This is a genomic window from Natronococcus occultus SP4, from assembly GCF_000328685.1.
Lineage (GTDB): Archaea > Halobacteriota > Halobacteria > Halobacteriales > Natrialbaceae > Natronococcus > Natronococcus occultus.
In genome coordinates, this window is the sequence record NC_019974.1 from 2,909,976 (window position 1) to 2,923,572 (window position 13,597).

Sequence of the window (13,597 nt, forward strand, 5' to 3'; positions counted from 1 at the left end):
CTCGGCAGCGCGACCAGGTTCGCCTCGCCGACGACCGGCGGTCTCTGTTGGGTAGAAGTTCGCCAGTACGGCTCTGCTCGACGCACCACGGACCGACGGCGGCGTCCTCGCGTTCGACGAGCAGCCGGTTCGCGGTCTAGATCACAGAGCGGTCGGTCACGCCGCGGGGTGAGAGGTCCCCGGTCAGCCGGCGGTCGCCGGCAGTTCGGCGTCCCGAAGCCGTTCCTCGGCCTCGTCGCGGTCCTCGGGGTAACCGACGTCGATGCGCCAGCCCTCGAGGCCGATGGCGTCGATGGTGCGGCCCGACTGGATCAGCAGATCGACGGCGTCGCTGATCTCGTACTCGCCGCGATCGGAGGGCTGGACGAGATGACAGGCGTGGAAGATCGCGGGCGTGAACGTGTAGAAGCCGGTCATCACGAGATTGGACGGCGGCTCCTCGGGCTTCTCGACGACGTCCGTGATCTCGCCGTAGGCGTTCGTATCACAGACGCCGTATCTGGAGGCCTCGTCCCAGGGGACTTCCTCGACGAGGAAGGCCGCGTCCGTGCGGTTCTCGCGCTGGCGGCGGACGACGTCCTCGAGGTTCGCCTCGAAGACGTTGTCGCCCAGGATCAGCATGAAGTCGTCCTCGATGTGCTCTTCGACACACAGCAGGGCGTGGGCGAGCCCGTTCTGTTCGCGCTGATGGGTGTAGGTGATCGGCACCCCGCGGTACTCGTCGCCGTAGTGTTCGACGATCCGTTCTTTCAGATACCCGACCACGACGATCAGTTCGTCCGCCCCCAGCTCGACGAGCTGATCGAAGCAGTGCGTCAGGATCGGCTCCTCGTCGATCTCGACCATCCCCTTCGGTTTGTCCTCGGTCAGCGGCCGCAGCCGCGTTCCCTCGCCGGCGGCGAGTACGACAGCTTGCATAGTACCGACAGATGAGGTTATCATATAATAGATTTTTCCATCTATAAAAATACTTTAAACAGGGATCGTTCCCTCCGTGTCCCGTCTCGAGGCAGAGCGTGTGTCGGCTCGCGATGATCGCCGTTCGATTGCAAGCCCGGTTTAGCGTCGCTGGGCAACCCGAGGACGGACGTCGCGGCGACCGTGCGTCGAGGTTAGGACTTCCGGACGAGCGGCTCGTACCACTCGCGGTTCGCTCGGTACCAGTCGATGAACTCCCGGACGCCCTCGCGGATATTCCGGGTTGGCTCGTAGCCAAGCAGTTGGGTGGCTTTCGAGATGTCAGCGTGGGTGTGGGGGGCGTCGGCCTCGCGGGGGTTCGTGTACTCGAGTTCAAGGCCGGGCGCGAGTTCGTCGCGGATCACTTCGGCCAGCGTCTCGATATCGATGGTGTCGGTACTGCCGACGTTGATGATCTCGCCGTCGGTCGCGTCGTCGGTCAGCAGCTGGCGGTTCACGTCGACGACGTCGTCGATGTCGGTGCAATCCCGGGTCTGGGCGCCGTCGCCGTAGATGACGGGTGGTTCGTCGTTGAGACACCGCGAGACGACGTTGCTGATCGCCATGGTCGGGCGCATGCGGGCCCGTAGACGGTGACGGAGCGCAGCGAGACGGTGGGGAGGCCGTACACCTCGCGGTAAACGCGAGCGTCCTGCTCGCCGGCGAGTTTGGAGACGCCGTCGGGGCTGACCGGCGTCGTCGGAGGGGCGGTCCTCGGGCTTGCCAGAGACAGAGGGGGAGTTCGCCACGATGACGCGGTTGGGTTCCGACACAGGACGGGTACCGTGGGGCGATAGCCCACCTCAGTTTATTGACTGGTCCCCGAGTGAGCGGGAACTCGGGCGACGCCACGAGAACGACGTCGAAGGTTCGACGTAACCCTTCCGCTCCGCGAGAGTGACGATCGTCGGTCTCGACGCGACCGGTCTGTCCGGGAGACACGAACGGAACATTGCAGCAGATAAAAAGAGAACAATCGTCTGGTCTCTCTACAGTAATTCGACGGTGTCGAGAGCGTTGATCCGACCGGCGCCGGTCTTTGGATCGCCGCGTCCATCACCCTCTGCACCGCGTTCGATCACGTTCTCAGTCTGGTTCGGGTTGGCATCCGGATCGAGTTCACGGACGAGAGCAGTGAGTCCAGCGACCTGAGGTGCTGACATGGAAGTGCCGGAAGCAGATGCGTACTTTGCGCCGGGGAAAGCGGGGTTATCTGGATCGACCGTCGAGGGAACCTCCGCACCTGGAGCACCGACTGAGATCTCGTTTGCCCCATAATTCGAGAAGTCTGCGAGTTCATCGTCTGCAGTGGTCGCACTGATTGAGGATGCATTGGGAAGGCTACCCCAAAGGCTGATCCAGTTAGCACAAGTCTCCTCTTCTTCATCTTCGGGAGACCAACACTCGTTACCGTGCTGGAGGTTCGCCGAGTCGTTGCCTGCGCTCACGACAACCGACGTCCCTCGCTGAGTAACACTCCGCACCACCTGTTGGCGAGCAATACGATATCCTTCCTGATTCTCTCGAGAGGTCTGGGGAGGACTACCAAGGCTCATATTTGCTACGTCAAGACCTTCTTCAGCCGCGTAATCAAGCGCAAGGAAGGTGTCCCCAACTCTTGCGAGAAGCGGTGGCTCTGATGGGAAAACTCGAAGTGAAATGATCTCGGCGTCTGGGGCGACACCAGTAACACCTTCCGCGCCAGTCGCTGCCGCAATCCCCGCAACGTGCGTCCCGTGCCAATGTACGTCTCCAGTGTGGTCTCCTTCTTGCCAATCGATAAATGACCGGCTGTCACCTTCCTCAACGTTTCCTAAATCGGGATGATCGTGGTAGACGCCAGTGTCGATGATGCCGATACGCGTTCCTTCACCGGTTGCGTGGTCGTGCGCGTCAAACGCATTGATCAGATGCTTGTCCCACTGGTCGTCGTCAAGTGCGTCTTCCGTCTCTACCTCGGTCGGCTCTTCAGGAACGTCAAGTTCGTATGTGAAATCCTCGAACGCAGCATTGACGCCGTTTACACTCGCTGGATCTGAATCTTCAGGCCCCATGACGAGATAGACGTTTGTACCTGTGATCTGGTGTTCGACCGTGAAGCCCTGCCGCTCGAGCTGGTTAGGGTTCCCACCGGTGACGATGTATCGGACCAACTCCTCGTCAGTTTCAGTCTCTGCACTCGCCGTTCCGATCGTTGCCAGTCCGATTCCCGCCGCTGTCCCAGCCAGTACCGTTCGTCGGTTGACATCGTGTGCCATACAGAATGGAGACCCATTTGGAATACTATAACTCTTGGCTTCCATAGAGTTAAGAGGGACATCCAATATTAATGGACCGTATACCCTGCTGAACTAAACGATCACCAGTGTTCGCCGATCACGCATCAGGGTGTGCTGCAGACACGCTTTGTATTCAGCACGACTCTCTCAGTATCTCTATTAGTTGATGGAAGAGACGCCTTACGTTCGTATCTGCATGTAACACTCTGACCATCTCAGATTCACGATTCACACTGAGTACAGAAACCGCACTCCCACCGACTGCGATACCTCCATGATCATTGAAGTAGCACGCAGAACCGATCGAAAACCTCGCCGACGGCCGGTGGAACCGACGCTTCGGAGTTTCGCCCATGAAATGCCGTGGGTCGACGGCGCCGGCGTTCTCTCACGGAGTCGGTCGTTCGGTCACGCTGCGGTAGAGTACAGTAACTGGTCAGTCGGCGGTCGCCGGCACCGTCTCCTGCAGGCGGTCCTCGGCCTCGTCACGATCCTCGGGGTAGCCGACGTCGATCCGCCACCCCTCGAGGCCGATCGCGTCGACCGTGCGGCCCGACTGGAGCAGCAGGTCGACGGCGTCGCTGCGCTCGTCCGCGCCGCGATCGGCGGGCTGGACGAGCTGACAGGCGTGGACGATCGCGGGCGTGAACGTGTAAAAGCCCGCCATCACGAGATTCGACGGCGGGTCCGCGGGTTTCTCGACGACGTCCGTGAGCTCGCCGTCCGCAGTGGTGTCATAGACGCCGTCCCGGGAGGCCTCCTCCCAGGGAACCGCCTCACCGAGCAGGGCCGAGCCGCGCTCGCTCCGCGGTCGTGCCCTCGACCGCGTCCGTCCAGATCGAGCCACCTGCCCGGAGCGTCATCGCTCGACCGGCTCGGGCGCGGACAGCGTGGCCCGACTCGGCTCGAGCGCCGGCCGTGGATGGCTCAGGCCGGCCGGTCCGGTTTCGGCTCCCAGGGCGAGGCCTCGGTCGTGTCCTCGACACCGCCGTCCGCATGGAGCTCACGGTAGGTCGTACAGTTCGGACAGCCGGCCACCGTCCCCTCGCCACCGAACACCCGCACGAAATCCCGGGTGACGTACCCACCACAGCTCTGACAGTTTGGCATACGAGGACCGATACTGGCCATCCACTAATAACCGTGCTGATGGGCGCAACGTTTCGGCCGGGGCGTGCGGACCAGCGCTCGGCTGGTTCGGGCTCCCCCCGCCAGGAATCCACCGTGGTCACCACGAACCGAGGGGCTGCGAGTTCCTCCCGGACGAGCGGGTCGAGCGGGGGTCCGGGGGATCCTCGAGGTGGATCCCGCGAGGACGACGCGTCCGGAGCGAGCGACCACGCCGCAGACGAGCCCCACAGGCGGGACGGCGACGGTCCCGAACTCGGTCTCGAGCCGGCGCCGGCTGGCGACGAGCGGCGCGGCGAGCACGGGCGCCGTGCCGAGGGGTGGACACGGAGCCCGCGGCGCCAGTGGTCGGCAGCGTGGTCCGCGCCGGGACCGTGGCGCGCTAGCCAGGTGCGTCCGCGGTCGGTACGTAAGGGCCCGTCCTCGCGAGCGGCGGTCGGCCGGTGATGGCACCGGCGAGGAGCAGCCGTGCGTCGTCCCACGGCCAGCCAATCGGTGGTCTCGTCCCACTCGGCCTCCGGCTCGGCCGAGGCCGGCCCGGACGCCCGCGGCCGATCGGGACCCCACGTGGGCGGCTCGTCTGTGACCGGCACCGGTCGGTGACCAGCCCCACCCCGCGCTGCCCCAGGGGAAACTTCAGCCGCCGGCAAGCCGCTGGACGCATGCCCGACAGAACGTGTAGCCGGGGTCGTTCGCCGTCCCACAGGCCGGACAGCGCCTCTGGCGGGGGCCAGCGCCGTCGGGCGGTCGGTCCGTCCGTCCGTCGCCGACGGGCGTCCCCGCGTCGGCGGGCGACCGCCGCTCCGAGCCCGCCTCCGCCACGGTCGTGCGGTACATCGCCACCAGGACGATCCCCCACGGCCCGACGAGGAAGAGGACGCCCACGATGGTAATTAGGCCCATGGGAGGTATACACATAGTGGGCGAGCGCTGGTAGTCCTTGCGCGTGGCTCCTGGCAGCCGGCGCTGAGTGGGAGTGGGGAGCGCGAGGTCGTGCCCGCGACCGGCCTGTCAGCGCTACCGACCAGTGCCCCCGTACTCGGTGCCGTGTACCGACTGTGAGCTAGGCGTCAGTCCGACCGCGGCCGCGCCGGTGCGGCCCGTGGCACGGGCGACGGTCGCGGTCGAGCGGCTCCGCATCACAGCGTGCGCCGACGGGCGCCGTCCTCGTCCGGATATGACGGGGCAGCTTTCCGACTCGTCTTTCTTCCGGTGCCCGCTGGCTGGTGCGCGGTAGTTCTCTTAACTTGTGATGAGGTCAGTTCCGGTCGTACGAGAGACAGTGCGCAGCTCTCACAGCGCGTGGACACACTGGCTTACTCCCCGATCAAATCGCTCGGGTCCTCGAGAATCAGACAGCTCCCGCTCTTCACAGAGTTCGACACAAAATCAACCGCAGGTGGACGCCGACTTGATTCCGGCCTGTCTTAGACGCGCTCGACCGTGTTCAGCGCGTTGACGCGCCCGGCCCCGAGTTCGGGGTCGCCGCGGTTGTCCGCGACCTCCGCGCCGTGTCGGATGGCTTGGAGCACCTGTTGTGGGTTCGCGTCGGGGTCGAGTTCGCGCACGAGCGCGGCGAGGCCGGTGACCTGCGGAGCCGCCATCGACGTGCCCGCAAACCAGTCGTAATCGCTGTCGTCCGGGCCATCGCCCTCGGGGACCGTCGAGAAGACGAAGCTGAGCGGAGCGGGCCACTCGACGTCGGCCTCCGGGTCGACCGACAGCTCCTCGGTTTCGTAGCCGCCGCCGGGCGCGCCGACGTCGACGTCGTTCCGCCCCCAGTTCGAGTAGAACGACAGTTCGTCGTTTGGTCCGGTAGCGCTGACACCGACGACACCAGCGAGCCCGTTCCAGAGGCGGACCCAGCCACCCTGCAGGTCCGTTTCATCGTTGCCAGCCGACCCGACGTACAGCGTGCCTTCGCGTCGTCCGTAGTTGGCGACCGGCTGGAACAGCTGACGGTAGAATCCGACGTCCACATCCTGGGGGGCCTGCATGGAGCCGAGGCTGATGTTGGCGGCGTCCGCGCCGACGGCGGCGGCGTACTCCATCCCGGCCATGATGTCGCCCATCGATCCTGTGCCATACCCCAGCACGTCCACGGAGATGATGACCGCGTCGGGAGCCGTCCCGGTCATGGCGACATCCCCAGCGGCGGCCGCCGTCCCCGCGACGTGGGTGCCGTGACCGTTCGGGTCTCCTTGGTGACCGCTGTCCGTTCCAAAGGCGATCGTCGCGCTCGCGTCGGTGTCGAGATTCGGGAGGTCCGGGTGTTCGGCGACGCCCGTGTCGATGATCGCTACCGTCGTCCCCTCGCCCGTAGCGTAGGCCTGAGCCTCGCGAACGTCCTGGACCTGCTTATCCCAGAGCAGGTCGTCATACACGTCCTCGGGGTCGTCCGGGATCTCAGGGTGTTCGTCTTCGGTTTCGATCACCGGTTCGACTTCGAGCGCGATGTCTCGCTCGGCGGCAGTGATACCGCCGACAGCTTCGAGATCGTCGGCCGCGTCGTCGGTCAGCAGCTGGCGGTTCGCGTCGACGACGTCGTCGATGTAGGTGAAGTCACGCGTCTGGGCGCCGTCGCCGTAGATCACTGGCGGCTCGCCGTTGAGACACCGCGAGACGACGTTGCTGATCGCCATGTTCGGGCGCATCCGCGGGCCGTAGACGGTGAAGTAGCGCAGCGACACCGTGGGGAGTCCGTACACCTCGTGGTAGACGCGAGCGTCCTGCTCGCCGGCGAGTTTGGAGACGCCGTAGAGACTAGGGCGTCGTCGGGTGGGCCTCGGCGGAGGGAAGGTACTCGGGTTTGCCGGCCACCGAGGACGAGCTGGCGAGGACCACGCGGTCGGTCTCGGAGTCGCGGACCGCGTCGGGGACGTTCAGCGTGCCGGCGACGGTGATATCGTTGGGGTTCCGTGGGTCGTCGACGCTGGTGCGGACCCCGGTCTGGGCGGCTGGTGGGAGCTCACCTCGGCGTCGCCGACGAGCTCGGCGACCAGGTCGGCGTCCCGGACGTCGCCGTCGACGAACGCGTCCGTGCCGTCGGTGGCGGCGGCGTCCTCGCAGATCTCGATCGTCCGTTCCGTGATCCTCATGTCGTCGGAGGGAGCCAGATCGTCGAGTCCCGTCACGTCGTGGCCCGCCTGGGCGAACGCCTCCGCGAGGTGGCCGCCGATGCAGCCGGTCCCATCCGTTACTACGACGTCCGTGTGCGGAGAGTGCGTCCGTACACATCGGAGTCTCATTGCCGTCGTCGCCAGGGCCGTCCTCGTGGCGCTCGAAAGCAACGGACAACAGAGCGGTGCCTCCGCAAACCGACGCCAGCGTGATGGCGTCCCATCGCCGACCACGGATAGCTATGTCTCCCACCGATGGCACGACGGTGACGACCCACACCGACAGAGAGGGCCGTGGGGCGCCTGCAGGTAGCGGCCGGACTATTACTCCGGGAGTCAGGTCTTCCCCGGCTCAGATTCACAGTGAGCCGAAAACTCTCACACTGTATCGGCAGCGGTGGGTGCTCGAAGCCGTAGTGATCCGTCAGCTGTGTTAGTTGGTGGATCGCGATGAGTTCGATCACGTCCTCACCCGTGCTCATCGACGCTTGAGCCTCGATAAAAGATCTGATACTACCCAGCCATGTGCTTCTGACCGCATAGAGTGTGCTCGGAAAGCCACAAGCGCGATCGATGGTGATCGAACGCCCTCCTCTCCGTTCTAGGTAGTATCGGATCCACCACAGGTACGATAATGTAGATTTTTTAAAAGAGATAGGTATATATGTTAGAATATAGAACAACCGTGACATCCAATGGTCATCGGTCTGGATGGTGTGTCTCGATGGTTGTTCAGCAAACTAGAGTGCTGGACAGGAGGCAAAGTATGAACGGCGAGCAGGTCGCGTGTCTGACGCTTGACCTCGAGAACGACTGGTACTTCGACGATCCGGAGTACGATCACCTCACGTTCGAGTACATCGACGACTATATCGAACTGATCAAACGTGTTGGCGTGCCGGTCACGTTCTTCGTCGTCGGGAGAACGATCGAGCGCTATCCCGACGTCATCGACAAGCTGGATCGGGAACTGGAGTGTGAGTTCCATCTGCACTCCTACCAGCACGACACGTCGAAGTCATACGATTTCCGGACCGAGATCCGAAAGGGGAAGGACGCGTTCGAGGCCCACTTCGGGTACGAGCCACAGGGGTACCGCGCCCCACAGGGGAACATCGATCCCGAGGAGTTCGCCGTCCTCGAAGAGGAGGGGTTCGCGTTCGACTCGAGTATCTTCCCGTCCTTTCGGCCGGGCGTCTACAGCAACCTCGACAAGCCGCTGACACCGTACGTCGTTGAAGGGACCGACGAGCTGGTCGAGGTGCCGATCGCGGCGACGCCCGGTACGCGGATTCCGGTCTGTCAAAGCTACTTGAAACTGTTCGGGCGATCGTATCTCGCCTACCTGAAGTACGCGCCGCTGCCCGATCCGCTCGTCTTCAACACGCATCTCCAGGACTTTTACCGGACCGAGTCTCACGACCGCCTCGCCCAGCCCAAGCGGGCGATTATGACGCGTAACATGGATGAATCGCTCGAGTTGTTCGCGGAGGCAATCGAGCAGATTCGGGGGCGGGGGTATGAGTTCGGGACGATGACAGATATCGTCGAGTCGAACACGACAACTAAGGTAGAGTATGAAACGGACAAGGTTCCGTCCGTACAGAAAACCGAGCAGGATTCATCAGAAATATCTCCTGCTGACCCGACTGACGATTAATAATGCGCGGAGAGTTTCGAACCGGAGAGGTCGATAAATCGCGGATACTTTCCCTTCTGGATGAGTCGTTCGAGGACTGGGGTGACGAGGAGCTCTTCCAGTGGAAGTACGACGAGTATCCTGGATACGATTCTGACAAGCACGTATACTCAATTACTATCGACGGCGAGCTGGCTGCGTTCCGCCGAATATTTCGGAAGGAGATCGTCGTCGGCGGAGAGACGATTCCGATCCACATCTACGGTGATACAGCTGTCGCGCCGAAGTATCAGGGGCAAGGACTGTACTCGGAACTCTACGAGCGCACGAAAGCGTACAGCGAGCAAAGCGACGCGAAATACGTCGCCGCGTTTAATCGGAAGGGGAATCTCACGTTCGACGCGAACCGTAAGCGGGGTTGGTCGTACCGGACGCTTCCGTTGCAGCTACGGATTCTCTCTCCGAAGGCCGTTCTCGAGACGTATGCTTCGCTCATTACTGATCAAATCCCACTGATCGACTCACTTGCAGAGTTGATCGGACATCGGTTGCATGTTGGTACAACTGATGGTCAGCTCACATTCGAAGACCTTGTCACTGATAGTACGAAGCCGACAGGTTGGTCAGTTGGACCAGTACTATCAGATACGGCGGTTACCAGTTATGTTGAAGCTGTGAGTACAGATGGAAATACTATCGCTGATCTCGTCATGGCGTCAGCACAGCTTGCCGTAAACGGCCATATCTCAGTTGGTCACTCAGCTAACTCGACGACATCGGCGTATCACTCTACTGGCGAAATCGATGTTTCCGTCCAGCAGTCGGTATCTGATGCTGAAATTGACGAGTTGGTTGCGCTCTACCATAATCGCCCCTCGTTCTGTCGGACACGTGAAGACATAAGTCATATTACTCAATATCCGAAGTCGGATGTGCTTTTTGCTCGCCGTGATGGAGCGATTGTCGGCTACGCTGTTCTAGGAGCATACGAAAACAATGGAGTCGTCGAAGGACGTGTACTCGAACTCCAGACCAGAACCGACGATGAGGCCATTGCTAATAAGCTTCTTGAGCACGTCGAAACCCGTGCGCTTGAGCGTGGATTCGAGTTAGTGTTAATACTGACCGACAGGCAACTCGGAGAACGATGGGCAGCGATTGATCAACAGGTCATCGTCTGGGACGAACTCGGACAACCAAACAATCAGCCACTTCAACGTGAGCACCTACAGATCAGTCTCTATGATGTTGTATAAAGGTTTATTTGAATGATCACTAAAAGTAGAATGAGAACAAACACAATCAGTTGGGGTTAAAATATGAATGTGAGACATAAATGAAGGTATTGCAGATTGCTAGCACGAATATGGAATTCTTCCAAGAACAGGTCCGTATTCTAGAGGAAAAAGGAGTCGAAAGTGACGTCTTGTACTCAGGAACCCGGAGTACGGACTATCATACTGAGAAGGACGGTATAGGAGCCAAAATAATGAACACACTTTATGGACACAACGCTGCGTACTATGGGATCCGCGCTGGTGTGTTTTACCCAAAAATTCTCAAACAATCTATTTTTGAAGAGTATGACATCGTCCATGTCAATTCGGGTATGGTAGCACCACTAGCAATGATGCAACCACAGCGTCCACTTGTCACCACACTCTGGGGGGATGACCTGCTCAGTGACCGGCTTAATGGATATCAGAGTGAAATCACGAAACAATGTGCAAAGCGAAGTGATGCCACGATCGTCCGAAGTAAGGAAATGCGTGAAGAGCTCCCGTGTGATGCACAAATAATCCCAAGTGGTGTTGATATGGAAAAGTTCACGCCAATAGAGCAAGAAGAAGCTCTTCATCAGGTGGGATGGTCATCCGAAAAGAAGCATATTCTTTTTCCATATAGTCCTTCACAGTCGAAAAAGAGATACCCGGCAGCTAAAAAAATAGTAGAGAAAGTTAATTACGAGATTGAGGAAAAGGTAGACATGAAAACTATTTCTGGAGTCCCTCATGAAGAGATGAATCTATACTACAGTGCTGCTGATGTTCTTCTTCTTCCGTCACTTCGAGAGGGATCACCCAATACGGTTAAGGAGGCAATGGCTTGCAACCTACCTGTAGTATCAACTAATGTCGGTGATGTTCAAGAAAGAGTCGGTCCAGTTCGCAATTCCTTCGCTTGCAAAGGCGATGAAGAAATGAAAGAACGAGTACAACAAGTAGTAGTATCCGGTGAACGGTCAAATGGGAGAAAGTTTGTTGAGGAAGTGAGCCTAGATACGATGGGAGATCGTATTTTATCGATTTATGAGGCTCTCTCATGAAAGTTCTAAACTTAGTAACTACAAGCAATTCCGCACACTATCAAGAACAGCTCCGAGCACTAAATAGAAACAATATTGAACAGGATATATTATCTTCACACGAAACAGGTATAAGTCCAGATTCAAGTATCATTGCGAACTTACCAAGTGGACTCAAGCAGGTGTTATATTATGGAGCGACAACTACTTCCTACTATCCAAATGTACTCAAACACTCTATGAAGACTGGTGAGTACGATTTGCTACATGCTACTTCAGGTCTCGTCGCTCCTTTCGCGTTAGCGCAACCAATTCGACCAATAGTCGTTACCCTGTGGGGATCTGACTTGATGGGCAACTATTTCGCCGGGCACTATGACCGTGTCTGTGAATATTGCGCGAGCAAAGCTGATGCTACAATTGTTATGAGTCAAGAGATGAATGAACAACTAGATCAGGATGTATATGTGATACCTCATGGGATTGACTTAGAAAAATTTAAACCAATATCGAAAGACGAGGCACAACGAGAGTTAGGCTGGAACTCTAAAAAGAAGCATGTCCTCTTCCCTTATAGTAAGAGTCGAAGTGTGAAGAGATACCCCCTTGCAAAAGAAATTGTCGATGAAGTGAATGAGAGAACGGAGAAGGTGGTTGAACTCCATACAATTTCTGGAGAACCACATTCAAAAATACCGATCTATATGAATGCTTCTGATTGCTTGTTGTTAACTTCAAAACATGAGGGGTCTCCAAATACGGTTAAGGAGGCGATGGCCTGTAATCTACCCGTGGTTTCAATTAATGTCGGTGACGTAGAAGAACGATTATCTGGGGTTTATCCATCAAAAGTCTGTGATAAGGAGTCCGAGCTCGCTGACTGTCTTGAGAACACATTGGATAAAGATATGCGTTCAAATGGGAGAGACCATATTCAGGATCTGAGCCTGAAAAAAATGGGTGAACAGATCGTAGAAGTCTATAAGTCGGTTCAAAAATGAATAGGATGGTCCACCAGTTTGTGAGAATGTTGTCAGAAAAATATACAAACCATATTAATTATAGAGGATATAAATCGGATGGCTCTCCGTGTCAATTACTCCAGATCGACCCGTCAAGAATAACTAAAATATCAGAAAACAAGCCATCTATCCTCTTCCCTGCTTTGTCAGATGTGAGAAGTGGTGATTGGGATCTTAATACAAGAAAAGTTGAAGATGATGTCGTATACGAATCGTTCGTAGAGCGGTTTAAAAGAGGCTCCTCCTGGGAAGAGACGGAGTATTATTCCTTCTTAATTGATAAAATAGATTCAAAGGGACTCGAATGGGGCAGATATAATTCAAAAGAAGATATTAAGAGGCGTTGTGTGCTACTAGATGAATTATATAACAAAATAAAAGAAAAGGGCTACCAATCCCAACGCGAACTCATTAGTGACTCGGAAGATCTCGTTCAGTTCCCGAAAAAGGATAGTTTGGGGACAATCTTACCTCCAGAATTTAGCGAGATTTCTATTGATATCTCTAGAAAGGGTGAGTTCCTCTGGGCTGCAGGAATGCACCGACTTTGCATTGCCCAATTACTAGAGATTGAACAAGTACCTGTTCGAGTTAGAGTGCGGCATAGAAAATGGCAAGAGTATCGTGAAGCAATATATAACGGAGAGCAAGTTGGTAAAAGCCATCCGGATATTCAACGTCTATAAGCCCCTCTGGTCAATAGATAAATTGAGTCCAGAGACGGAACTCACAATACCCTATATCGTAATAAGGAATGTCTAATTATCATATGAAAGCTCTAAGAAATATTTCCACAAATACTGTTTTCTTATCTACATCTATTCTTATATTAGCTATTTTAGGTATTACTCTTTCTACCTTCTACAACAACATCTATGTGACCGTATTACCAATAACATTATTACTTGGTGTAGGAGTCTTCACACTACTCTCTTTTCAGGGGCCTGTCTCTGAATTTTCGTTCAAACGTACGTTCTCTAACACCTTAATTAAAGCTGTTATTTGTATCTATTTCATTAATTTATCCGCTCTAAATATAGTTTATTATAATAATGGGAATGAGAGGGTACTCGCCGTACATATTTTGACATTATTATTATATTTATTGACTGTATCACTGGTAGTTATGATCAGATCGTCAAGTAAGA

10 protein-coding genes and 3 pseudogenes are annotated in these 13,597 nt (G+C 57.1%); 5 read left to right on the forward strand and 8 right to left on the reverse strand.

Features of this window, described 5'->3' with window-relative positions; genetic code table 11:
* Positions 1–183: 183 nt before the first annotated feature.
* The 8 genes and pseudogenes from aglF to NATOC_RS22890 all read right to left on the reverse strand — a co-directional run.
* Entirely contained in the window at positions 184–918 is a 735-nt protein-coding gene (gene aglF, locus NATOC_RS14425; RefSeq protein ID WP_015322200.1) for a UTP--glucose-1-phosphate uridylyltransferase AglF, read from the reverse strand.
* Between the two features lie 194 nt (positions 919–1,112).
* Positions 1,113–1,715, reverse strand: a pseudogene (locus NATOC_RS14430) (NAD-dependent epimerase/dehydratase family protein); the annotation flags it as partial.
* A gap of 231 nt (positions 1,716–1,946) precedes the next feature.
* Positions 1,947–3,215: a S8 family peptidase gene (locus NATOC_RS14435; RefSeq protein WP_015322201.1), complete on the reverse strand. Its 1,269-nt coding sequence runs from the start codon at positions 3,213–3,215 to the stop codon at positions 1,947–1,949.
* Positions 3,216–3,672: 457 nt separating this feature from the next.
* Positions 3,673–4,050, reverse strand: a pseudogene (locus NATOC_RS14440) (sugar phosphate nucleotidyltransferase); the annotation flags it as partial.
* Between the two features lie 113 nt (positions 4,051–4,163).
* A complete protein-coding gene (locus NATOC_RS14445; RefSeq protein ID WP_015322202.1) occupies positions 4,164–4,346 on the reverse strand; it encodes a DUF7563 family protein in 183 nt (60 codons plus the stop codon).
* Between the two features lie 654 nt (positions 4,347–5,000).
* The gene (locus NATOC_RS14450) at positions 5,001–5,267 is read right to left on the reverse strand and encodes a DUF7577 domain-containing protein (protein ID WP_015322203.1); all 267 of its coding nucleotides are present in this window, start codon (positions 5,265–5,267) and stop codon (positions 5,001–5,003) included.
* Between the two features lie 524 nt (positions 5,268–5,791).
* A complete protein-coding gene (locus NATOC_RS22885; RefSeq protein ID WP_245549712.1) occupies positions 5,792–6,799 on the reverse strand; it encodes a S8 family peptidase in 1,008 nt (335 codons plus the stop codon).
* A pseudogene (locus tag NATOC_RS22890) lies at positions 6,785–7,612 on the reverse strand (NAD-dependent epimerase/dehydratase family protein); the annotation flags it as partial. The gene NATOC_RS22885 and the pseudogene NATOC_RS22890, both read right to left, overlap by 15 nt.
* A 637-nt stretch (positions 7,613–8,249) precedes the next feature.
* Between NATOC_RS22890 and NATOC_RS14465 the strand changes: the two are divergent.
* The 5 genes from NATOC_RS14465 to NATOC_RS21960 all read left to right on the forward strand — a co-directional run bounded on the left by NATOC_RS14465 (position 8,250) and on the right by NATOC_RS21960 (position 13,135).
* On the forward strand, positions 8,250–9,143 hold the full coding sequence (locus NATOC_RS14465; protein ID WP_015322204.1) for a polysaccharide deacetylase family protein: 894 nt from the start codon (positions 8,250–8,252) through the stop codon (positions 9,141–9,143).
* A 2-nt stretch (positions 9,144–9,145) separates the two neighbouring features.
* The gene (locus NATOC_RS14470; RefSeq protein WP_015322205.1) at positions 9,146–10,378 is read left to right on the forward strand and encodes a GNAT family N-acetyltransferase; all 1,233 of its coding nucleotides are present in this window, start codon (positions 9,146–9,148) and stop codon (positions 10,376–10,378) included.
* A 110-nt stretch (positions 10,379–10,488) separates the two neighbouring features.
* On the forward strand, positions 10,489–11,448 hold the full coding sequence (locus NATOC_RS21180; RefSeq protein WP_015322206.1) for a glycosyltransferase family 4 protein: 960 nt from the start codon (positions 10,489–10,491) through the stop codon (positions 11,446–11,448).
* Positions 11,445–12,428, forward strand: coding sequence for a glycosyltransferase (locus NATOC_RS23080; protein ID WP_015322207.1), 984 nt, complete (start codon positions 11,445–11,447; stop codon positions 12,426–12,428). Before NATOC_RS21180 ends, NATOC_RS23080 begins: the two co-directional genes overlap by 4 nt.
* A 5-nt stretch (positions 12,429–12,433) precedes the next feature.
* Positions 12,434–13,135 (forward strand): hypothetical protein, encoded by a 702-nt coding sequence (locus tag NATOC_RS21960; RefSeq protein ID WP_015322208.1) that lies wholly within the window; start codon positions 12,434–12,436, stop codon positions 13,133–13,135.
* Positions 13,136–13,597 lie beyond the last annotated feature (462 nt).

Bases quoted from the DNA above. Each gene is read 5' to 3' on its own strand.
- aglF (WP_015322200.1), bottom strand. From the start codon at position 918: ATGCAAGCTGTCGTACTCGCCGCCGGCGAGGGAACGCGGCTGCGGCCG.
- NATOC_RS14435 (WP_015322201.1), bottom strand. From the start codon at position 3,215: ATGGCACACGATGTCAACCGACGAACGGTACTGGCTGGGACAGCGGCG.
- NATOC_RS14445 (WP_015322202.1), bottom strand. From the start codon at position 4,346: ATGCCAAACTGTCAGAGCTGTGGTGGGTACGTCACCCGGGATTTCGTG.
- NATOC_RS14450 (WP_015322203.1), bottom strand. From the start codon at position 5,267: ATGGGCCTAATTACCATCGTGGGCGTCCTCTTCCTCGTCGGGCCGTGG.
- NATOC_RS14465 (WP_015322204.1), top strand. From the start codon at position 8,250: ATGAACGGCGAGCAGGTCGCGTGTCTGACGCTTGACCTCGAGAACGAC.
- NATOC_RS14470 (WP_015322205.1), top strand. From the start codon at position 9,146: ATGCGCGGAGAGTTTCGAACCGGAGAGGTCGATAAATCGCGGATACTT.
- NATOC_RS21180 (WP_015322206.1), top strand. From the start codon at position 10,489: ATGGAATTCTTCCAAGAACAGGTCCGTATTCTAGAGGAAAAAGGAGTC.
- NATOC_RS23080 (WP_015322207.1), top strand. From the start codon at position 11,445: ATGAAAGTTCTAAACTTAGTAACTACAAGCAATTCCGCACACTATCAA.
- NATOC_RS21960 (WP_015322208.1), top strand. From the start codon at position 12,434: ATGGTCCACCAGTTTGTGAGAATGTTGTCAGAAAAATATACAAACCAT.